The sequence below is a fragment of the Achromobacter sp. ISS7 genome (genome assembly GCF_056523125.1).
The window spans coordinates 6,009,641-6,030,679 of record NZ_JAWRZD010000001.1; the positions used below are offsets into that span (position 1 = coordinate 6,009,641).

The following is a 21,039-nucleotide window of genomic DNA, read 5'->3' on the forward strand; positions in this document are numbered from 1 at the left end:
ATGAATGTTTAACCAGTCATATATTAGACATTATCTTGTCGCGAGAGTAGGCTGCGAGCTATTCCTTCACTCCCGGCGCCGCCGCGCCGGTGCTTCGCGGACCGGCCACGGCCACACGACAATGAACGCAGCAGCACCTGATTCCCCCGACGCCGCCACGCGGCCGCCGCCCACCTGCGGGCAACTGTTCTACGGATTCCTCATGCTCGGCCTGACCGCCTTCGGCGGCGCGCTGCCGCTGGCGCGGCGCATGGTGGTCGAAAAGCACCGCTGGCTGTCCGGGGCCGAATTCACCGACCTGCTGGGGCTGTGCCAGTTCCTGCCGGGTGGCAACATCATCAACCTGTCGGTGGCGCTGGGCATGAAGTTCCGCGGCCCGCGCGGCGCCTTCGCGGCGCTGATGGGGCTGATCCTGGCGCCCTCGGCCATCGTGGTGCTGCTGGGCATGGTCTACGACCGCTTCCAGAACGATCCGCACATCCAGCACCTGTTCGCCGGCCTGGCGGCCGCGGCGGCGGGGCTGCTGATCTCGATGGCGGTCAAGATCGGCGTGCCGGTGCTCAAGCGCCGCGACTGGCTGGCCGGCACGGTGGCCACCGCCTGTTTCATCGCCATCGCGGTGCTGCGCATCCCGCTGCTGCCGACCATGGCGGTGCTCACGCCCCTGAGCATCCTGCTGGTCTGGAGGCAACGCCGATGATCCAGACCCTGATCGCCCTCGCCATCATTTTCTCGCAGCTGTCGGTGCTGGCCTTCGGCGGCGGCAACACCATCCTGCCCGAGATGCAGCGCCAGGTCGTGGAGGTGCACGGCTGGATGACGGCCGCCGATTTCTCCGCGCTGTTCGCCCTGGGGCAGGCGGCGCCGGGCCCCAACCTGATGGTCGTCACGCTGGTCGGCTGGCACGTGGCCGGCTGGGCCGGCATGCTGGTCACCACGCTGGCCAAGTTCGGGCCGTCCTCGATCATCACCATCATCGCCCTGGGGCTGTGGGAACGCTTCAAGGACCGCCCGTGGCGCGGCGTGATCCAGGCCGGCATCTTCCCGATGACAGTGGGCCTGGTGGCCGCCAGCGCCGCGCTGATCACCGAGGCCTCGGTCCACTCATGGCTGCTGGGCGCCATCACCGCGGTGGTGGCGCTGCTGGGCAGCGCGACGCGGATCCACCCGCTATGGCTGCTGTTCGGCGGCGCGCTGGTGGGATTGCTCGCGATCGGTTAGCGTGGAGGCTCTTGCCACGCGTGGGAGCCCGTCATGACGCTGCCGGTCAAGGATCCGGATACCGACTCGACCCAGGCCGGCGTCGCGCCGCTGCCGTTTTTCCATGCGCACCGGCGCCTGGTGCTGTGCGGGCTGCTGTTCGTCGCGGTGGCGGTGGGGTTGTGGCGCGCCGGCCTGACGCCGAGCCGCGCGGGCCTGTTGGGCTTTGACCTTGCCGCGCTGGTGTTCCTGCTGCTGACCGGCGCCGCCTTCGGCAAGGCGACGCCCGCGGCCATGCGGGTGCGGGCGCAGCAGGTCGACGTCGGCCGCAGCGCCGTGCTCTGGAGCAGCGTGCTGCTGTCGTGCCTGGTGATGCTGGCGCTATGGACGGAAATGCGCGCCGCCGGCGGTATCGAGGGCGTGACCGACCTGATCGCGGCGGCCGCCAGCATCGTGCTGTCGTGGCTCTACATGAACATGATCTTCGCGCTGCACTATGCGCATGGCTACTACAGCCATCGCAACGGCATGCACAAGGGCCTGGACTTCCCGGGCAAGGAAGATCCCGACTACTGGGACTTCGCCTACTTCTCGCTGGTGCTGGGCATGACGTTCCAGGTGTCCGACGTGCAGATCGTCAGCCGCCGGCTGCGGCGCACGGCGCTGATGCACAGCGTCATCGCCTTCTTCTTCAACGTCTTCATCATCGCCATCAGCGTCAACGTGGCGGCGGGACGGGCATGAAAAAGCCCGGCCGCGGGGCCGGGCTTTTTTTGCCGGGGCCGCCCCAAGGCAAAAAAAAGCCCCCTCGGGGGGGCAGCGACCCGCGTAGCGTGGGGGCTTTTTTTCCAACCGGACAGGCCGGTCGCGCTCAGGCCGCGGCGGCCAGGCGCCACAGCGACGTCACTTCCTTGGAGCGCGCCGCGTACAGCGGGTCCTCGGCATCCTTGGCGCGGCCATGGGTGGGCCGCGTGTCGATGCGTTCCACTACGCGCAGGCCGGCCTGCTCGATCATCTCCAGCAATTGCTCGCGGGTGCGCAGGCCCAGGTGTTCGGCCAGGTCCGACAGGATCAGCCAGCCCTCGCCATTGGGCGTCAGGTGCGTCGGCAGTCCGTTCAGGAAGCCGCGCAGCATGCGGCTGTCGGGGTCGTAGATCGCGTGCTCGACGGGCGAGCTGGGGCGGGCCGGCAGCCACGGCGGGTTGCAGACCGCCAGCGACACCCGGCCTTCGGGGAACAGGTCCGCTTCGACCACCTCGACCTGCTGCGCCAGGCCGAGCCGTTGGAGGTTTTCGCGGGCGCAGGCCAGCGCCCGCGGGTCCATGTCGGTGGCGATGACGCGCTTGCCGCCGCGGCGCGCCAGCACGGCCGCCAGCACGCCGGTGCCGGTGCCGATATCGAACGCCACGCTGCCGCGCGGCATCGGGGTGCGCGCCACCAGGTCGATGTACTCGCCGCGCAACGGCGAAAACACGCCATAGTGCGGGTGGATGCGGTTGTCCAGCGCGGGGATCTCCACGCCCTTTTTGCGCCATTCGAAGGCGCCGATCAGGCCCAGCAGCTCGCGCAGCGACGCCACGTAGGGTTCGTTGGCGGGGCCGTGGGCCTCTTCGCAGGCCTGCCGCGCATCCGGCGCGCGGCGCAGCGAAATGCCGTGGCCGGCGTCGAACGGAATCAACAGCATGCCGAGGATGCGGGCGCGCTGCGACTGGATCTGGCGATGTTGGTTGAAGGCCTCCAGCATGCTTTCCACCGGCTTGCGCGGGCGCTTGTCGACCCGGCGCGTGATGGCCTGCAGCAACTGGCGCGCATTCTGGAAGTCGCCGCGCCACAGCAGGCCCACGCCTTCGCAAGCCAGGCGATAGGCCACGTCCGCCGTGGTGCGGTCGTCGGCCAGCACCACGCGCTTGGGCGGCGTGGCGCCGGATTCCGAGCGCCAGCGGGCGGTGTGGTGGGTCTGGTCAGGGGCCTCGCCCTCTGTCCAATGCAGTTCAGGCTGGGTCAACGGGACGCTCCGGGCAAGGCGGGCTTCAGGGGCAAGGCGGTCATGAAACAGGGAAATCCAGGGGAAAAAAGAAAAAAGGCGCGGTCTGCCAATGTAGCAGCTTCGCGCCTTCGGGGGCGGCGGGCGGCGCCTGGCGCCGCCCGTCGGGGCCGTATCAGTGGAACAGCACCACGGCCTTCTGCAGCGTGATCCAGATGCCCCAGGCCAGCGGGATGCCGACGCAGGCCCAGGCGAACAGCACCAGCGCCGCCGGCGTGCGGAAGGTCGAGGCGCCCACGCCGTGGGTCTCGGCCGCCGCCGCGCGTTCATGCGCCAGGGCCTTCTCGCGCGCCAGTTCCTCGTCGGTCATGAAGTACTTGGGGTTCACCGGGCGGATCGCCAGGTTGCACAGGAAGCCCAGCACCAGCATGCCCGCCAGGATGTACATGGTGATGTCATATACCTGCGCCCGCGGCACGCCGATGGACAGCTGGTATTCGCGGATGTAGTTCACCAGCACCGGCCCGAAGATGCCCGCGGCCGACCAGGCCGTCAGCAGGCGGCCGTGGATGGCGCCGACCATCTGCGTGCCGAACAGGTCCGCCAGGTAGGCCGGCACGGTGGCGAAGCCGCCGCCGTACATCGACAGGATGACGCAGAAGGCCGCCACGAACAGCGCCAGCGCGCCCATGTGCGCGGTCCAGGGAATCGCCGCGTACAGCACGAAGCCCAGCACGAAGAAGATCAGGTAGGTCATCTTGCGGCCCAGCTTGTCCGACAGGCTGGCCCAGAAGAAGCGGCCGCCGATGTTGAACAGGCTCAGCAGGCCGGTGAAGCCCGCGGCGATGGCGGCGATCGAGGCCAGCTGGGCCTTGTCGAGCTGGCCAAAGCCCAGTTCCGGCTTGTTGATCAGGCCGCCGCCGAACACTTCCTGCAGCAGCGGCGAGGCCATGCCCAGGATGCCGATGCCGGCGGTCACGTTCAGGCACAGCACCAGCCACACCAGCCAGAACTGCGGCACGCCCCAGACCCGCTTCACGTGCACGTGGCCCTTGGTGATCATGGCGTTATTGGCATGCTTGGCGGGGGCGGTCCAGCCCTCCGGCTTCCAGCCGGTGGGCGGCACGCGGTAGCCCAGCGCGCCCGACATCATGAAGATGAAGTACACCAGCGCCATGGTCAGGAAGGTCTGCCACACGCCCGGCGACGTCGGCGTGGCGAAGTGGCGCATCAGCAGGTCGGCCAGCGGCGCGCCGATCATGGCGCCGCCGCCGAAGCCCATGATGGCCATGCCGGTCGCCATGCCGCGGCGGTCCGGGAACCACTTGATCAGCGTGCTGACCGGCGAGATGTAGCCCAGCCCCAGCCCGATGCCGCCGATGACGCCCGAGCCCAGCCACAGCATCCACATCTGGTGCAGGTAGACGCCGAAGGCCGAGATCACCAGGCCGCCGCACCAGCACAGCGCCGACACCACGCCCGCCTTGCGCGGGCCGGCGCGTTCCAGCCAGCCGCCCCACAGCGCCGCCGAGCAGCCCAGCAGCACGAAGAACAGCGTGTACATCCACCCCATGGTGGAGATCTTCCAGTCGCAACTGGTGGTGAACAGCTCGGCCACCAGGCTCATGTCGGGCGGGCAGGCCAGCGGCTGGGCGCCGCCGACCGCCTTGGACAGCGGCAGCCAGAACACCGAGAAGCCATAGGCCATGCCGATGCACAGGTGGATGGCCAGGGCGGCCGGGGGTACCAGCCAGCGGGAAAAACCCGGTCCGGCGATGGTGCGTTCCTTGTCCAGGAAACCCGGCTTGGCGCCGGGCAGGTCGAGTGTTGCAGTGCTTTCCATGAGGTCTCCTCGGGGTGCGGCTTTATAGCGGCGTGGGCGGGAAAAATCCAGTCCCGCCGCTTCTTGTTGAACCCTTTGCTGCGGTAAAGCTTGCTGCGCTCGCGCACCGGCTGGCGGCGCGCGGGTCGGCCGTGGCGCGCGCGCCGGTCAGGGCACCCGCGCCAGCGGGGTCAGGCGCTCGCGGTTCTGCGTGACCGCCTCCAGCACCAGGGGATGCAACTGTTGCTCGCCGGCATCGCCATCGGGCTGCCGGGCCAGGAAGTCCAGCAGCTCGTTGCGCATGCGGGGCTCCCAGAATTTGTGGATATGGTTGGCCACGCCTTCCACCGCCTCGGGGCGCAGCGGCATGGCTTCGAAGAATTGGCCGATGCGGTTGGCCATGCGGATCAGGTTGCCGATTTCCATGCGTGTCAGGTCTGCGAAGTGATGCGTTCAGGGTGGGAATACAGGGTGGCGTCGTCATTGCGCAAAAAGCCCAGCAGCGCGATGCCGGCGCTGTCGGCCAGCCGTACGGCCAGCGCGGTGGGGGCCGATACCGCCGCCAGGATGCCGACGCCGGCCGCGGCGGTCTTCTGCACCATCTCGAAACTGGCGCGGCTCGATACCAGCACTACGCCGTGCGCGGCGGACAGCCCCTGGCGCGCCAGCGCGCCGACCAGCTTGTCGAGCGCGTTGTGGCGGCCCACGTCCTCGCGCACCAGCGCCACGGCGCCGTCCGCGCCGGCCCAGCCGGCCGCGTGGGTGGCGCCGGTCAGGTCATGCAGCGCCTGGCGCGCGCGCATGTCGCGCATCGCCCGCAGCACCGCGCCCACCGGCACGGGCGCGCCGGCCGGCACCGGCGCCACCGGCCGCAGCACCTCGGGCAGCGTTTCGACGCCGCACAGTCCGCAGCCGGTGCGGCCGGCCATGGCGCGGCGGCGCGATTTCAGGCGCGCCTCGCAGGCGCTGGAGATTTCGAGTTGCACCACGATGCCGTCGCACTGCGGCAGCACGTCGATGCCGCGCACGTCGGCCACGCTGTCGATGATGCCTTCCGACAGAGAGAAGCCGACGGCGAAGTCCTCCAGGTCGGCGGGCGTGGCCAGCATGGTGGCGTGGCTGATGCCGTTGAACTCCAGCGCCACCGGCGTTTCCTCGGCCAGGTTGTCGCCTTCGGCGCCGGGCGCGATGGCGCCGGCCCGAACGCGGGTCACCTGGGCCGCCACGAGCTCGGGGCGGGAGGAAGGGGGAGGGGCGCTGTGGTCCATGGCGGGCTCGGCTGTCGGGTTATTTCCCCGACGTCACGGCTTCGTTCTCGCGCGAGCGCTCACGCAGCAGCTTCTGCTGGATGTCCGCGAAGCGCGACCATTGCCGCTGCCATTCCGACGGCTGGGACACGCGCGTGACCTGCACCGCCGTGACCTTGTACTCGGGGCAGTTGGTGGCCCAGTCGGAACTGTCGGTGGTGACGACGTTGGCGCCGGACTCGGGGAAGTGGAAGGTGGTGTATACCACGCCCGGTTGCACCCGGTCGGTCAGGGTTGCGCGCAGCACGGTCTCGCCCGAGCGGCTCTGGATGCCGACCCAGTCGCCTTCGTTCACGCCACGGTCCTCGGCGTCCTGCGGATGGATCTCCAGCACGTCTTCGCTATGCCACATGACGTTGGGCGTGCGGCGGGTCTGCGCGCCCACGTTGTATTGCGACAGGATGCGGCCGGTGGTCAGGAGCAGCGGGAAGCGGCGCGTGCTGCGCTCGTCGGTCGGCACGTACTTGGTGATCATGAACTTGCCCTTGCCGCGCACGAAGGCGTCGATGTGCATGATCGGCGTGCCCTCGGGCGCGTCGTCGTTGCACGGCCATTGCAGGCTGCCCAGCTTGTCCAGTTTCTCGTAGCTGACGCCGCTGAAGGTCGGCGTCAGGCGCGCGATCTCTTCCATGATCTCGCGCGGGTGGCGGTAGTTCATGGGGTAGCCCAGCGCGTTCGACAGCGCCACGGTCACTTCCCAGTCGGACTTGCCGTTCTTCGGTTCCATCACCTTGCGCACGCGCGAGATGCGGCGCTCGGCGTTGGTGAAGGTGCCGTCCTTTTCCAGGAACGACGAGCCCGGCAGGAACACGTGCGCGTACTTGGCGGTCTCGTTCAGGAACAGGTCCTGCACCACGATGCATTCCATCGCCGCCAGCGACGCCGCCACGTGCTGCGTGTTGGGGTCGGACTGCACGATGTCCTCGCCCTGGCAGTACAGGCCCTTGAAGGTGCCCCCCAGCGCGGCCTCGAACATGTTGGGAATGCGCAGGCCCGGCTCGGGTTGCAGCGTCACGCCCCAGTCCTGCTCGAACTGCGCCCGCACCGTGTTGTCGGAGATGTGGCGGTAGCCCGGCAGTTCGTGCGGGAACGAGCCCATGTCGCATGAGCCCTGCACGTTGTTCTGGCCGCGCAGCGGGTTCACGCCCACGCCTTCGCGGCCGACGTTGCCGGTGGCCATGGCCAGGTTGGCGATGGCCATGACGGTGGTCGACCCCTGGCTGTGCTCGGTCACGCCCAGGCCGTAATAGATCGAGCCGTTGCCGCCGGTGGCGAACAGGCGCGCCGCGCCGCGCACGGCCTGCGCCGGCACGCCGGTGATCTCGGCCATGGCTTCGGGCGAATTCTCGGGCAGCGACACGAAGTCGCGCCATTCCTGGAACGCCTTGGCCTCGCAGCGCTCGGCCACGAAGGCCTCGTCGATCAGGCCTTCGGTGGCGATCACGTGGGCCAGCGACGACAGCAGCGCGGTGTTGGTGCCGGGACGCACCTGCAGGTGGAAGTCGGCCTTGATGTGCGGCGAGCTCACCAGCTCGATGCGGCGCGGGTCGATCACGATCAGCCGCGCGCCCTGGCGCAGGCGGCGCTTCAGGCGCGAGGCGAACACCGGGTGGCCGCTGGACGGGTTGGCGCCCATGACGATCACCACGTCGGTGTGCATCACCGAGTCGAAGGTCTGGGTGCCGGCGGATTCGCCCAGCGTCTGTTTCAGGCCATAGCCGGTGGGCGAATGGCAGACGCGGGCGCAGGTGTCGACGTTGTTGGTGCCGAAGGCGGCGCGCACCAGCTTCTGCACCAGCCAGGTTTCCTCATTGGTGCAGCGCGACGAGGTGATGCCGCCGACCGCGTCGCGGCCGTACTGGCCCTGGATGCGGCGGAATTCCGAGGCGGCATAGTCGATCGCCTCTTCCCACGACACTTCCTTCCAGGAATCGGTGATGCGCTTGCGGATCATCGGCTTGAGCACGCGCTCCTTGTGGGTGGCGTAGCCCCAGGCGAAGCGGCCCTTGACGCAGGAGTGGCCGCGGTTGGCCTGGCCGTCCTTCCACGGCACCATGCGCACCACTTCCTGGCCCTTCATCTCGGCCTTGAAACCGCAGCCCACGCCGCAATAGGCGCAGGTGGTGACCACCGAGTGCTCGGCCTGGCCCATCATGATGACGGTCTTTTCCTGCAGGGTCGAGGTCGGACAGGCCTGCACGCAGGCGCCGCAGGACACGCATTCGCTTTCCAGGAACGGCTGGTCCTGCCCCGGCGACACGCGCGATTCGAAGCCCTTGCCGGAAATGGTCAGCGCGAAGGTGCCCTGGGTTTCCTCGCAGGCGCGCACGCAGCGGTTGCAGACGATGCACTTGGAGGCGTCGTAGGTGAAGTACGGGTTGGACTCGTCCTTCTCGCTCTTGAGGTGATTGGCGCCGTCGTAGCCGTAGCGCACGTTGCGCAGGCCCACCACGCCGGCCATGTCCTGCAGCTCGCAGTCGCCGTTGGCCGGGCAGGTCAGGCAGTCCAGCGGATGGTCGGAGATGTACAGCTCCATCACGCCGCGCCGCAGGTCGTGCAGCTTGGGCGTTTCGGTGAAGACCACCATGCCGTTCTCGGCTGGCGTGGTGCACGACGCCGGATAGCCGCGGCGGCCCTCGATCTGCACCAGGCACAGGCGGCACGAGCCGAACGGCTCCAGGCTGTCGGTGGCGCACAGCTTGGGGATGTTGATGCCGGCCTCGGCGGCCGCGCGCATCAGCGACGTGCCTTCGGCCACGGTGATTTCCTGGCCATCGATGGTCAGGGTGACGGTCTTTTCGGACACCCGCGCCGGGGTGCCCAGATCGCGGTCGCGCTTGATGACGGTTTCTAGCATGGCGGTCTCGGCTTCAGGCGGGGTGGGCGGCGGATTGCGAGGACTCGATGCCGAAGTCCTGCGGGAAATGGTTCAGCGCGGACAGCACCGGGTAGGGCGCCATGCCCCCCAGCGCGCACAGCGATCCGCCCAGCATGGTGTCGCACAGGTCGCGCAGCAGGTGCACCTGCTGTTCGCGCCCCGGACCGCCGGCGGCGATCTTGTCCAGGGTTTCCACGCCGCGGGTCGACCCGATGCGACAGGGCGTGCACTTGCCACAGGACTCGATGGCACAGAACTCCATGGCGTAGCGCGCCATGCGCATCATGTCGACGCTGTCGTCGAACGCCACCAGTCCGCCGTGGCCGATCATGGCCGAGATCTGGACATAGGCTTCGTAGTCCAGCGGCACGTCCCATTGCGATTCCGGCAGGTAGGCGCCCAGCGGCCCGCCGACCTGCACCGCGCGCAGAGGCCGGCCGGAGGCGCTGCCGCCGCCGAAGGTGTACAGCAGGTCGCGCAGGCTCAGGCCGAAGGCCTTTTCCACCAGCCCGCCCTGCTTGAGGTTGCCGGCCAGCTGGAACGGCAGCGTGCCGTGCGAGCGGCCCACGCCGTAGTCGCGGTAATAGGCCGCGCCCTTGGCCAGGATGATCGGCACGGTGGCCAGCGAGATCACGTTGTTGATGACGGTGGGCCTGCCGAACAGGCCGGAGATCGCCGGCAGCGGCGGCTTGGCGCGCACCACGCCGCGCTTGCCCTCGATGCTTTCCAGCAGCGAGGTCTCTTCGCCGCAGATGTAGGCGCCGGCGCCCTTGCGCACTTCCAGGTCGAAGCGGCGGCCGCTGCCATGCACGTCGTCACCCAGCCAGCCGACGCTGCGCGCCCGTTCGATGGCGGCTTCGAGCGTGGCAATGGCGTGCGGGTATTCGGAACGCACGTAGATATAGCCGTAGGTCGCGCCCACCGCCAGGCCGGCGATGGTCATGCCCTCGATCAGCACGTAGGGGTCGCCTTCCATCAGCAGGCGGTCGGCGAAGGTGCCCGAATCGCCCTCGTCGGCGTTGCAGACGATGTACTTGCGGTCGGCGGGCGAGCCCAGCACGGTCTTCCACTTGATGCCGGTGGGAAAGGCCGCGCCGCCGCGCCCGCGCAGGCCGGAGGTGACCATCTCTTCGACGATGGCGGCCGGCTCCATGGCCAGCGCGCGCTTCAGGCCCTGCAGGCCGCCGTGCGCGGCGTAGTCCTGCAGCGACAGCGGATCGATCACGCCGACCCGGGCGAAGGTCAGGCGTTCCTGCTGCTTGAGATAGGGGATTTCCTCGGTCAGCCCCAGGCGCAGCGGATGTTCGCCGCCCGCCAGCCAGCCGGCGTCGAACAGCGCCGGCACGTCCTCGGGCTGCACCGGCCCGTAGGCCAGGCGGCCCTCGGGCGTGGATATCTCGACCAGCGGTTCCAGCCACAGCAGGCCGCGCGAACCGTTGCGCACCACCTGCACGGCCAGGCCGCGTTCGTCGGCGGCCAGCTCGATGGCGGCGGCCACCGCGTCGGCGTCCATGGCCAGCGCCGCGGCGTCGCGCGGCACGTAGATCAGGGTGGGGGTGCTCATTGGCCGGCCTCCCGTACGCGATGCAGCAGGCGGTCGAGCTTGGCCGGCGTGACGCGGGCGTGCGGCTGGCCGTCCAGCATCACCGCCGGCGACTGGGCGCACAGGCCCAGGCAGTACACCGGCTCGAGCGTGAAGTCGCCGTCGCGCGTGCTGGCATGGAAATCACAGCCCAGCGCCTGGCGCGCGTGCTCGGCCAGCTGTTCGCCGCCCATCGCCTGGCAGGACTCCGCGCGGCACACTTCCAGCGTGTGGCGGCCGGCGGGTTCGCCACGGAAATGGGGGTAGAAGGTGATGACGCCGTGGACTTCGGCGCGGGACAGGTTCAGGGCCTCGGCGATGGTCTGCACCGCCTCGGCCGGAATACAGCCCAGTTCATGCTGGACCGCGTGCAGCACCGGCAGCAACGGGCCGGGCTGGTCTTTCAGGCGGGCCAGGATGCGGGCGGTGGCCGCGACCGCGGGGCTGGCGGACGCCTGGGCGGCGTCCAGGGCCAGGGGGCCGCCACGGGCGCCGCCCGTGGATGCCAGATCGGATTTTGCCTCGCGCTGACGCATGGCGGTCTCCTCCAGTAGTGCTGGGACCCCGTAGGGAGGGGTTCTGTTGTGATGGGACGCCAGGTTGATTTATATGCATAAAAAAACATATAAACTTCCCATGCCCCGCGTTATTTGTGTACTCTAAACAGGTAATTAATCGCCTTCAATAAGAAATAAATGACATATAAGTTCCGAATCGGCCTGCGGCCGCAATGGACCTTGGGCGGAGACGATGGCGACCCGGTGCCGCTGCAGGACATGCTGGCCTTGCTGGCCGCCATCGACGCCACCGGCAACATCGCCGGCGCCTGTCGCGCCTGTGGCCTGTCATACCGCCACGCCTGGGGCGTGCTGCGCCGTTTCGAGGGCATCTTCGCCACCCAACTGCTGATCACCAACCGGCGCCAGGGTACGCAGCTGTCGCCGTTCGCGCAGCGCCTGCTGTGGGCCAACCGCCGCATCGAGGCGCGGCTGATGCCCACGCTCGACAGCCTGGCCTCCGAACTGCAGGAAGAACTGGCGCGGCTGCTGCCGGAAAACGACCCGCACCTGCGGCTGCACGCCAGCCACGGCTTCGCGGTGGAATCGCTGATGGAGCACATGGGCGCGCGCAAGCCCGGGCTGGAACTGCGCTACCGCACCGCGATCGAGGCGCTGGCCTCGCTCGAGCGGCACGAATGCGACCTGGCGGGCTTCCAGGTGCCGCTGGGCGACTTCGAGGCGCCCATCATGGATCGCTACGCGCAGTGGCTGCATGCCGACGAATACCTGCTGATCCACCTGGCGGTGCGCAATACCGGGCTGTTCGTGGTGGCCGGCAACCCCAAGCGCATCACCGGCATGGCCGACCTGGCGCGCCAGGACGTGCGCTTCGTCAACCGCCAGATCGGCTCCAGCACCCGCTATCTGGTCGGCCTGATGCTGCAGCGCGCCGGCGTCTCGATCAGCGAGGTGCAGGGCTACGAAACCAACGAATTCACCCACATGGCGATCGCCGCCCACATCGCCAGCGGCATGGCCGACACCGGCGTGGGCGTGGAAACCGCCGCCTGCCGCTTCGGCCTGGATTTCATCCCGCTGGTGCGCGAGCGCTATTTCTTCGCCATCCGCAAGAGCGCGCTGGAGACTCCCGCCATGCGCGACCTGCTGTCCATCATGCGCAGCGCCGATTACGTCGGTTACGTCGGTCAGCTGATCGGCTACGACGCCCGCGATACCGGCCGCCTGCAGACCCTTCAAGAGGCATTTTCCTAGGCGCGCCGCCACGGGCGCCGGGCTATGATGTTCCCATGAGCAAAGTGATCCTCCTGGCTGATCGCCGCACCGACCGTCCGGCGCCCGTCGCGCCGCCGGCCGCGGGCCAGCCCGCGCTCGACCGCCGCGCGCGGCCGCTGCGCGACCTTCGCATTTCGGTCACCGATCGCTGCAATTTCCGCTGCACCTATTGCATGCCGCGCGAGGTGTTCGACACCAGCTATGCCTTCATGCGCCATTCCGACCTGCTGTCGTTCGAGGAAATTGCGCGGCTGGCCGGCATCTTCACCCGCCTGGGCGTCGAGAAGATCCGCCTGACCGGCGGCGAGCCGCTGCTGCGCAAGCATGTGGAAAACCTGGTGGGCCTGCTGTCCGGGCTGCGCACGCCCGCCGGGCATCCGCTCGAACTGACGCTCACCACCAACGGCAGCCTGCTCGAACGCAAGGCCGCGGTGCTCAAGGACGCGGGGCTGACGCGCGTCACCGTCAGCCTGGACGCGCTGGACGCCTCCATGTTCCAGGACATGAGCGACAGCGGCTTCACGCCCGACGACGTGCTGCGCGGCATCGATGCCGCCGCCGCGGCCGGGCTGGCGCCCGTCAAGGTCAACATGGTGGTGCGGCGCGGGCTGAACGACGCGCAGATCCTGCCGATGGCCGAGCGCTTTCGCGGCAGCGGCCACATCCTGCGCTTCATCGAATACATGGACGTGGGCAACACCAACGGCTGGAACCTGACCGAAGTGGTGCCCAGCGAGGAAGTGCTGGCGCGCATCGGCGCGGTCCATGCGCTCGAACCGATCTCCACCGACGACATGGGCCGCGTCGCCGAACGCTGGCGTTACCGCGACGGCGCCGGCGAGATCGGCGTCATCTCCAGCGTCACCCAGGCCTTCTGCGGCGGCTGTACGCGCGCGCGCCTGTCGCCGGAAGGCAAGCTGTTCCTGTGCCTGTTCGGACACGAAGGCCACGACCTGCGCGCGCCGCTGCGCGACGGCGCCAGCGACGACGAGCTGGCCGCCATCCTCACCGGCATCTGGGCCGTCCGGGGCGACAACTATTCCGAACAGCGCGGCCGCAACATGGCCGACCCGGCGCGCAAAGTCGAGATGAGCTACATCGGTGGCTGATCCCGCGCCCGCTTTCGACCGGCAACGCGTGGCCGGCCTGATCCTGGCCGGCGGCCAGGGTTCGCGCATGCAGGGTCATGACAAAGGCCTGGTGCCGCTGGCCGGCGAACCGCTGGTGGCGCACGTGGCGCGGCGCCTGGCGCCGCAGGTCGGGCCGCTGATTCTCAGCGCCAACCGCAATGCCGATATCTACGCCCGCTATGGCCGGGTGGTGGCCGACGACACCGACGCATTGGGCGCCTGGCAGGGGCCGCTGGCAGGCCTGGCCGCGGGCCTGGCGGCGGCCGCGCCGTGCGAGTGGCTGGTGGTGGCGCCGTGCGACACCCCGTTCCTGCCGCCCGACCTGGCCGAACGCCTGATCGCGGCGGCGCGGGCGGCGGGCGCGCCGCTGGCCTACGCGATGGCCGACGGCCAGCGCCATCCGGCCTGCATGGCGCTGCGCACGACCCTGCTGCCGGTGTTGCGCGACTACCTGGCGGCCGGCGAACGCAAGGTCGGCCTGTGGCAGTCGCGGGTGGGGGGCGTGGGCGCGCCGTTCGATGACGTACCTGGCGCGCCCGGCGCGTTCATGAACCTGAACACGCCCGAGGAACTGGCGGCGGCCGAGCGCTACGCCAGCCAGTGACGCAGGTCGTAGTAGGGCACGCGGTCGCGGTCCTGTACCTGAATGTCGGCTGGCAGGCGCGCCAGGCCGGTCGACCACGGCAATGAACTGATCACCCCGGAACCCTGGTGGCCGTACGGCACCAGTTCGGCATTGCCGTCATCGGCGGCGCGGCGCTGCACGCGCAGGAATTCCTCGCGGCTGTCCTGGCGCGGATGCTCGGTGCGCAGCGGCAGCCGGCTGACCGGCGGGAACAGTTCCTCGCGGCCCTGCATGCGGCGCACCAGCGGCGACACCAGCATGGCGAACACCGCGTAGGCCGACACCGGATTGCCCGGCAGGCTGACCACCGGCTTGTCGCCGATCATGGCCAGCGCCACCGGCTTGCCCGGCTTCATGCGCACCTTCCACAGCGACAGTTCTCCACCCAGCGCGGCCAGCGCGGGCTTGACCAGGTCGCGCTCGCCGACGGACACGCCGCCCACGCTCAGCACCAGGTCGCATTCGGCCAGCAGCGTCTTGAAGGCGCCGCGCAGGTCTTCCTCGGTGTCGCGCGCATGCAGCACCAATGCCGGTTCCGCCGCCATGCCGCGCACCAGCGCCGCCAGCATCGGGCCGTTGGAGTTGTAGATCTGCGCCGTTTCGCGCGCGCCGCCGGGCGGCACCAGTTCGTCGCCGGTGGTCAGGATGCCCACGCGCAGGCGGCCGAACACCGGCACGCTGGCCAGGCCCTGCGAGGCCAGCAGCGCCACGTGGGCGGCCTGCAGCTGCGTGCCGGCGGCCAGCAGCGGCGCGCCGGCCAGGGTGTCTTCGCCGCGCTGGCGGATGTGCTGGCCCGGGCGCGGTTCGCGCGTGATCTCGACCTGGTCGTCGGCCTCGTGCGTGTCTTCCTGCATCACCACCACGTCGGCGCCGTCGGGAATCAGGCTGCCGGTGAACAGGCGGATGGCATGGCCAGGCTTGAGCGGCTGCGGCGTGTCGCCGGCATAGCAGCGCTGCTGGATCGGCAGGCGCGCGCCCGGCTGCCAGTCGGCCAGGCGCAGCGCATAGCCGTCCATGGCGCTGTTGTCGGCCGGCGGGATGTCCACCGTGGCGTCGAGGTCGGCCGCCAGCACGCGTCCGGGCGCCTCGTCCAGGCCGACGTGTTCGCGGCGGGCGAGGGGGGCGGCGGCGTTTGCCAGCAGGGTCTGGGCTTGGTCGAAATCCAGCATGGGCGTCAGTGGTCTTGGTCGCGGGGTTGGAGGTGCGTGGCGAAATTGCAGGGGCGCTGGCCGCTGTCGAGTTGCTCGCGGATGATGCGGTTCCAGGCGGTCTCGCAGGCGTTGTTCGAACCCGGCAGGCAGAACAGCAGGGTCCGGTTGGCCGAGCCGGCGAAGGCGCGCGACTGGATGGTCGAACTGCCGATTTCCTCGTAGGAGATCTGGCGGAACAGCTCGCCGAAGCCGGGGATCTCGCGGTCCAGCAGCGGCAGGATGGCCTGCGGCACGTGGTCGGCGTGCGAGAAGCCGGTGCCGCCCGTGGTCAGGATGACCTGCACTTCCGGGTCGGCGATCCAGTCGCTGATGACGCGGCGGATCTGGTAGACGTTGTCCTTGGATATGTCGCGCCGCACGCACTGGTGGCCGGCCTGCGCCAGGCTGTTGGCCAGCAGGTTGCCGGACGTGTCGTCGCCGGCGCTGCGGGTGTCGCTGACCGTCAGCACGGCGCAAGCCAGCGAAACGGGGGAGGCGTCGTTCATGGAGTCTCCTTGGGGGGCGGGGTGTCGGCGTCCCAGGACTGCGTGCGGTCCTGGTCGGATTGGCGCTGTTCCACCCAGAAGCTGTCGCCGCCCGCCAGGGTTTCGCGCTTCCAGAAGGGCGCGCGGGTCTTGAGCGCGTCGATGATGAATTCACAGCCGCGGAAAGCGTCGCCGCGATGGGCGCTGGCCGCGGCCACGAACACGATCTGGGCATTGCGCGTCAGCGCGCCGACCCGGTGCACGATCACGGTGCCGTCCAGGTTCCAGCGCGCGCGGGCGGTGGCGGCGATCTCTTCGAGCTCGCGCTCGCACATGCCGGGGTAGTGTTCCAGGTAGAGCGTGTCGGTGGGCGTGTCCGGCGCGTAGTCGCGCACGTAGCCCACGAAGGTGACGATGCCGCCCACGCCCGGCCCGGCGCTGGCGCGCAGGGCGGCGGTGAGCGCGGCGCCGTCGAAGTCGGCTTCCTGCACGATGACCATGGCGCTCAGCCTCCGGTGACGGGTTCGAACACCGCGACCTCGTCGCCCGCGCGGATCGGCGCCGACGGCTTGGCGTGGGTCTGGTTGATGGCCAGCTTCAGGCGCCCGGCCGGGGCCAGTTGCGGATAGCGTTCGCCGAGCGCGGCCAGCAGCTGCGCGCCGGTGGACTCGCCGTCCAGCGGCCAGGCTTCCGAGCGCTTGCCGACCAGTTCGGCCACGCGGGCGAAGTACAGAAGATTAATCGTTGCGCCATTCACCGCTTTTGCCTCCCGCCTTGTACTTCAGGCGCACTTGTTCGATGACGATACCCTTGTCGGCCGCCTTGCACATGTCATAGATGGTCAGCGCGGCGACGCTGCACGCCGTCATGGCTTCCATTTCGACGCCGGTCTTGTAGCTGGTGCGGCAGGTGGCCAGGATGTCGATGCGGTGCGCGTCGTCGTCCAGCGCGAATTCGACGCCGACGAACGACAGCGGCAGGCTGTGGCACAGGGGGATGAGCTCGGCGCAACGCTTGGCCGCCAGGATGGCGGCGACGCGCGCGGTGTTGAGCACCTCGCCCTTGCCCTGGCCGGGCTGCGTCAGCAGGCCGTAGGCGACGGTGTTCATGCGGACGCTGGCGGTGGCGACGGCCACGCGTTCGGTGTCGGTCTTGCCGATGACATCGACCATGCGGACCTGGCCGGCTTCATCCAGGTGACTCAAGGTGGGGGCGGGCGTGGACATGGGAATCGGGATCGAGAATTGTTAATGATTGAAAAGAGCGGTCCCGGCAGGCCGTGGCGGGCCGCTGTTACGCCTATGATAGACGAGCCGCCGCCGGCCGCGCCTTGAGGAAAGATAAGCCCGCGGCGGTTCGCCTGTTCTTGTGCCCCTGCGGGGGCATTTTCGCTTTTGGCGGCCCGCTGCAAAAAGCCCCCCAATTTGCTCGAAGGACGCGATAATGGCCTTCAATTCGTACCAGGAGACGCACAATGCCCTTGCGGATGCCCAAGTTCCGGTTCACCCGCCGCTTAGGCAAGATCCTCTTGGGCGTCGTGGCCGTGGCGCTGATCCTCTGTGGCGTGGCGGCGTGGCAGGTGCCCAAGGTCCTGCATAACGTCCTGACCCAGGACGTCGCCAAGATGCTGGGGCGCGACGTCGCCGTCGGCAAGATCACCTTCAATCCCTTCACCCTGACCGTGCGCGCGCGCGATCTCGCCGTGGCGCAGCCCGGCTCGCAGACGCCGCTGTTCACGGCCTCGGAAGTGAACGTCAGCGCCGCCTGGAGCTCGCTGTTCTGGTTCGCGCCGGTGGTCGACCGCTTCACCCTGCGTTCGCCGACGCTGTCGATCGTGCGCGAGGACGTCACCCGCTTCAACTTCTCCGACGTGCAGCAGCGCGTGGCCGAGATGACGGCCCCCAAACCCGACGAGCCGCCCAAGCCCGAAGAGGGCCTGCCGCGCTTCTCGCTGAACAACATGGTGATCGAGGGCGGCGTGGTCACCCTGGACGACAAGGTCACTGGCCGCAAGCAGGTGATCGACGAGCTGGCGGTGGGCGTGCCGTTCATCTCCACCTTCGGCTACGCCACCGACATCGACGTGCAGCCGCGGCTGCACCTGCGCATCAACGGCAGCCCGTTCGACCTGACCGGCGTGGCGCGGCCCTTCGACAAGGTGCCGTCGTCGACGCTGCGTGTCGCCTTCACCGGGCTGCAGCTGGAAAAGTGGGCCGACGTCTGGCCCATGCCGCTGCCGTTCAAGCTGGAACGCGCGCTGCTCGACTCGAACCTGCAGATCGTGTTCGAGCAGCCCAAGGACGCGCCGCCCAAGATCCGCGTGGTCGGCGACCTGGGCCTGCGCCAGTTCGACCTGCGCGACAGCGCCGGCGAAAGCCTGGCGGGCTGGAGCGCGCTGACCGTCACCCGCCTCGAACTCGAACCGATCGCGCGCCAGGTCTATGTGGGCGGCGTCGACCTGTGGGCGCCGCAGGTGTACGCGCGGCGCTACAGCAACCAGCATCTGAACTGGCAGGACGTGGCCGACAAGCTCAAGCAGCTGGGCGGCCCGGCGCCCGCGGCCAAACCCGCCGCGACGCCTGCCGCGAAACCGGGCGCCACCGCCGCCAAGCCGGCCGCGGGCAGTGCGACCGCCGCCGCCGGCCAGGCGTCCCCGCCCGCCGCCAGCAGCCCGGCGCCGTCGGCCAAACCCGATACGGGCGCCGCGTCCGCACCCGGCGGCGTCCCGGCCGCCACCGACACACCGCCCGCCGACGCCCCGCCCAAGCCGGCCGCGCCGGCCGAATGGAAGGTGACGCTGGACGCCTTCAACATCCACGAAGGCGAGCTCTACGTCACCGACGCCATCAGCAAGCTCGACTACACCCTGACCGGCCTGGCCGTCACCGTCGAAGGCGTGGCGCTGCCGCAGGTCAAGGGCGAGCCCATCAACCTGTGGCTGACCGTGGACAACAGCGCCGATGGCGGCTGGATCCGCGCCAAGGGCCCACTGGTGCTGCAACCGCTGTCGCTGGAACTGGCGGTGCGCATGGGCAACGTCGCGCTGGCGCCGTTCGCGCCCGCCGTGCGCAGCCTGTCGCCGATCCTGTTGCAGGACGGCCGCCTGGGGCTGACGGCGCAGGTGCACGTGCTGGACAAGAACGGCGCCATTGACGCTTCCGCCACCGGCGTGCGCGCCGAGCTGGCCCAGTTCAAGGCGCGCGACGAAACCCTGAACCCCGCGCTCGACGTCGCGCTGCAACAGCTGGTCGTCACCGCCGATCGCCTGGCCATGGGCCCGGGCGCCAGCAACTTCACGCTGGCCGCGGCCGGCATCCAGGGCGGCGGCAAGCTCGACCTGAAGGGCGCCTTCACGCCGCAGCCGCTCACGCTCAAGACCTCGGTCGACCTGTCGGGCCTGAACGTCGCGTCGTTCGCGCCGTACTTCGCTTCCAGCCTGAACGCCACCGTGCGCGCCGTCACGCTGGGCGCCAAGGGCGACGCCGAATTCGCGGCCGCCAATGGCAACGCGCCGATGAAGGCCGGCTGGAAGGGCGGCGTCGAGGTCACCGACGTCGACCTGCAGGACCGCGTCAACAAGGACGACTTCCTCAATTGGAAGCGCCTGGGCCTGTCCGGCATGAACATTTCGGTGGCGGGCGAGAAGATCGTTGCCGGCCTGGGCGACATCGCGCTGGACGACTTCTACGGCCGCATCCTGCTGAACGCGCAGGGCCGCCTGAACGTCATGGACCTGGTGGCCGCGCCCGGCCAGGCCGGCGGCTCCATCACCCAGGACACGCAGACCCCCGGCCGGCGCGCCGAACCGCCGGCGCCGGCGGCCAAGGGCGGCGGCATGCCCGACATCTCGCTCAACAGCGTCACGCTGACGCGCGGCCGCATGACCTTCACCGACCGCTTCGTCAAGCCGAACTACGTGGCCGAGCTGTCCAGCATCGACGGTTCCATCACGGCGGTGTCGTCCACCAACCCGCAGCCCGCCAAGGTCAAGGTCACCGGCCGCGTCTACACCACCGCGCCGCTGTCGATCAGCGGCGTGGTGCAGCCGTTCGCCAAGTTCCTGTCGCTCGACCTGAAGGCCTCGGCCAAGGGCGTGGACCTGCCGCGCTTCAACACCTATTCGGCCAAGTACGTCGGCTACCCGATCAAGCGCGGCAAGCTCTCGGTCGACCTGGAATACAAGATCAAGGACCGCGCGCTGCTGGCCACCAACCACGTGGTGCTGAACCAGCTGACCTTCGGCGACAAGACCAACAGCCCCGACGCCACCAAGCTGCCGGTGCTGCTGGCCGTGGCCCTGCTGAAGGACTCGCGCGGCAACATCGACATCAACCTGCCGATCTCCGGGTCGCTCGACGACCCCGAGTTCTCGGTCGGCGGCATCGTCGTGCGGGTGCTGCTGAACCTGGTGGTCAAGGCCGTCACCTCGCCCTTCAGCCTGCTGGCATCGGCGTTCGGCGGCGGCGAGGAACTGTCGTACGTGGAATTCGCGCCCGGCAGCGCCGTGCTCACCGAGGACACGCAACAGCGCATCGAGACCCTGACCAAGGCCCTGGCCGACCGCCCCGCGCTCAAGATGGACCTGAGCGGCCGCGCCGATCCCAAGACCGACCAGGACGGCCTGCGCCAGGCCTGGGTCGATGCCCAGATCCGCCTGGCCAAGGCCCGCGACGTCGCGCCGCGCGGCAAGAAGCCGAACCCGGCCGGCGTCGAGGTCTCGGGCGCCGAACGCGCCAAGTACCTGGAAAAGGTCTACGACGACACCGACATCAAGGACAAGCCGCGCAATTTCATCGGCATGGCCAAGTCCGTGCCGCCCGAACAGATGGAGGAGATGCTGCGCGCCGCGGCCCCGGTGGGCGACGAACAGTTGCGCCAACTGGCCGACGCGCGCGCGCAAGCGGTGTATGAAAAGCTGCAAGCCCAGGAAGGACTCGCGGATCGCGTGTTCATCGTTGCCCCGCAACTGGACGCCGATGGCATCAAGGACGAGGGCTTGCCCTCGCGCGTGGACTTCTCCCTGAAGTGAACCCCGGCGGTTCG

At 69.2% G+C, this 21,039-nt stretch carries 19 protein-coding genes; 7 read left to right on the top strand and 12 right to left on the bottom strand.

What is annotated here, in order from left to right; all coding sequences use genetic code 11:
- Positions 1-121: 121 nt before the first annotated feature.
- The 3 genes from AC1HFW_RS27265 to AC1HFW_RS27275 are packed head-to-tail and all read left to right on the top strand — an operon-like array spanning position 122 to position 1,944.
- Positions 122-700 carry a chromate transporter gene (locus tag AC1HFW_RS27265; protein ID WP_035359414.1) on the top strand — a complete coding sequence of 193 codons (579 nt, stop codon included), beginning with the start codon at positions 122-124 and terminating at the stop codon, positions 698-700.
- Entirely contained in the window at positions 697-1,221 is a 525-nt protein-coding gene (locus AC1HFW_RS27270) for a chromate transporter (RefSeq protein WP_006390927.1), read from the top strand. Before AC1HFW_RS27265 ends, AC1HFW_RS27270 begins: the two co-directional genes overlap by 4 nt.
- 33 nt (positions 1,222-1,254) lie before the next feature.
- The gene (locus tag AC1HFW_RS27275) at positions 1,255-1,944 is read left to right on the top strand and encodes a DUF1345 domain-containing protein (protein WP_061073579.1); all 690 of its coding nucleotides are present in this window, start codon (positions 1,255-1,257) and stop codon (positions 1,942-1,944) included.
- Between the two features lie 127 nt (positions 1,945-2,071).
- Here the strand turns inward: AC1HFW_RS27275 and AC1HFW_RS27280 are convergent, their stop codons facing one another.
- The 7 genes from AC1HFW_RS27280 to AC1HFW_RS27310 all read right to left on the bottom strand — a co-directional run bounded on the left by AC1HFW_RS27280 (position 2,072) and on the right by AC1HFW_RS27310 (position 11,309).
- Positions 2,072-3,205: a methyltransferase gene (locus tag AC1HFW_RS27280; RefSeq protein WP_479285867.1), complete on the bottom strand. Its 1,134-nt coding sequence runs from the start codon at positions 3,203-3,205 to the stop codon at positions 2,072-2,074.
- Positions 3,206-3,359: 154 nt separating this feature from the next.
- A complete protein-coding gene (locus AC1HFW_RS27285) occupies positions 3,360-5,027 on the bottom strand; it encodes an OFA family MFS transporter (RefSeq protein ID WP_006390924.1) in 1,668 nt (555 codons plus the stop codon).
- Between the two features lie 147 nt (positions 5,028-5,174).
- Positions 5,175-5,432 carry a formate dehydrogenase subunit delta gene (locus tag AC1HFW_RS27290; RefSeq protein WP_006390923.1) on the bottom strand — a complete coding sequence of 86 codons (258 nt, stop codon included), beginning with the start codon at positions 5,430-5,432 and terminating at the stop codon, positions 5,175-5,177.
- A 5-nt stretch (positions 5,433-5,437) separates the two neighbouring features.
- Positions 5,438-6,274 (bottom strand): formate dehydrogenase accessory sulfurtransferase FdhD, encoded by an 837-nt coding sequence (gene fdhD / locus AC1HFW_RS27295; RefSeq protein ID WP_198487033.1) that lies wholly within the window; start codon positions 6,272-6,274, stop codon positions 5,438-5,440.
- A gap of 19 nt (positions 6,275-6,293) precedes the next feature.
- Positions 6,294-9,170 (bottom strand): formate dehydrogenase subunit alpha, encoded by a 2,877-nt coding sequence (gene fdhF / locus AC1HFW_RS27300; protein ID WP_006390921.1) that lies wholly within the window; start codon positions 9,168-9,170, stop codon positions 6,294-6,296.
- A gap of 13 nt (positions 9,171-9,183) precedes the next feature.
- A complete protein-coding gene (locus AC1HFW_RS27305) occupies positions 9,184-10,755 on the bottom strand; it encodes a formate dehydrogenase beta subunit (RefSeq protein WP_061073582.1) in 1,572 nt (523 codons plus the stop codon).
- Entirely contained in the window at positions 10,752-11,309 is a 558-nt protein-coding gene (locus tag AC1HFW_RS27310; protein WP_006390919.1) for a formate dehydrogenase subunit gamma, read from the bottom strand. The genes AC1HFW_RS27305 and AC1HFW_RS27310 overlap by 4 nt, the downstream gene beginning before the upstream one ends.
- Positions 11,310-11,468: 159 nt before the next feature.
- On the opposite strand from AC1HFW_RS27310, the gene AC1HFW_RS27315 reads away from it, so the two are divergent.
- The 3 genes from AC1HFW_RS27315 to mobA are packed head-to-tail and all read left to right on the top strand — an operon-like array spanning position 11,469 to position 14,300.
- A complete protein-coding gene (locus AC1HFW_RS27315; protein WP_061073583.1) occupies positions 11,469-12,545 on the top strand; it encodes a substrate-binding domain-containing protein in 1,077 nt (358 codons plus the stop codon).
- 35 nt (positions 12,546-12,580) lie between these two features.
- Positions 12,581-13,675 (top strand): GTP 3',8-cyclase MoaA, encoded by a 1,095-nt coding sequence (gene moaA / locus AC1HFW_RS27320; protein ID WP_061073584.1) that lies wholly within the window; start codon positions 12,581-12,583, stop codon positions 13,673-13,675.
- Positions 13,668-14,300 (top strand): molybdenum cofactor guanylyltransferase MobA, encoded by a 633-nt coding sequence (gene mobA / locus AC1HFW_RS27325; RefSeq protein WP_081105160.1) that lies wholly within the window; start codon positions 13,668-13,670, stop codon positions 14,298-14,300. The genes moaA and mobA overlap by 8 nt, the downstream gene beginning before the upstream one ends.
- On the opposite strand, the gene AC1HFW_RS27330 is transcribed toward mobA, so the two are convergent.
- From AC1HFW_RS27330 to moaC, 5 genes are read right to left on the bottom strand one after another with little or no spacing between them, the layout of a single operon-like run.
- Positions 14,285-15,490 (bottom strand): molybdopterin molybdotransferase MoeA, encoded by a 1,206-nt coding sequence (locus tag AC1HFW_RS27330; protein ID WP_104021719.1) that lies wholly within the window; start codon positions 15,488-15,490, stop codon positions 14,285-14,287. The genes mobA and AC1HFW_RS27330 overlap by 16 nt on opposite strands.
- Before the next feature lie 5 nt (positions 15,491-15,495).
- Positions 15,496-16,017: a molybdenum cofactor biosynthesis protein B gene (gene moaB, locus AC1HFW_RS27335; RefSeq protein WP_061073585.1), complete on the bottom strand. Its 522-nt coding sequence runs from the start codon at positions 16,015-16,017 to the stop codon at positions 15,496-15,498.
- Complete coding sequence (locus AC1HFW_RS27340; RefSeq protein WP_006390913.1) at positions 16,014-16,496, bottom strand: molybdenum cofactor biosynthesis protein MoaE; 483 nt, start codon at positions 16,494-16,496, stop codon at positions 16,014-16,016. The genes moaB and AC1HFW_RS27340 overlap by 4 nt, the downstream gene beginning before the upstream one ends.
- A 5-nt stretch (positions 16,497-16,501) precedes the next feature.
- Entirely contained in the window at positions 16,502-16,753 is a 252-nt protein-coding gene (locus AC1HFW_RS27345) for a MoaD/ThiS family protein (protein WP_006390912.1), read from the bottom strand.
- Positions 16,734-17,222, bottom strand: a complete 489-nt coding sequence (gene moaC, locus AC1HFW_RS27350; RefSeq protein ID WP_479285873.1) for a cyclic pyranopterin monophosphate synthase MoaC — start codon at positions 17,220-17,222, stop codon at positions 16,734-16,736. The genes AC1HFW_RS27345 and moaC overlap by 20 nt, the downstream gene beginning before the upstream one ends.
- A 248-nt stretch (positions 17,223-17,470) precedes the next feature.
- On the opposite strand from moaC, the gene AC1HFW_RS27355 reads away from it, so the two are divergent.
- Positions 17,471-21,025: a DUF748 domain-containing protein gene (locus tag AC1HFW_RS27355; RefSeq protein WP_479285875.1), complete on the top strand. Its 3,555-nt coding sequence runs from the start codon at positions 17,471-17,473 to the stop codon at positions 21,023-21,025.
- Positions 21,026-21,039: the final 14 nt, after the last annotated feature.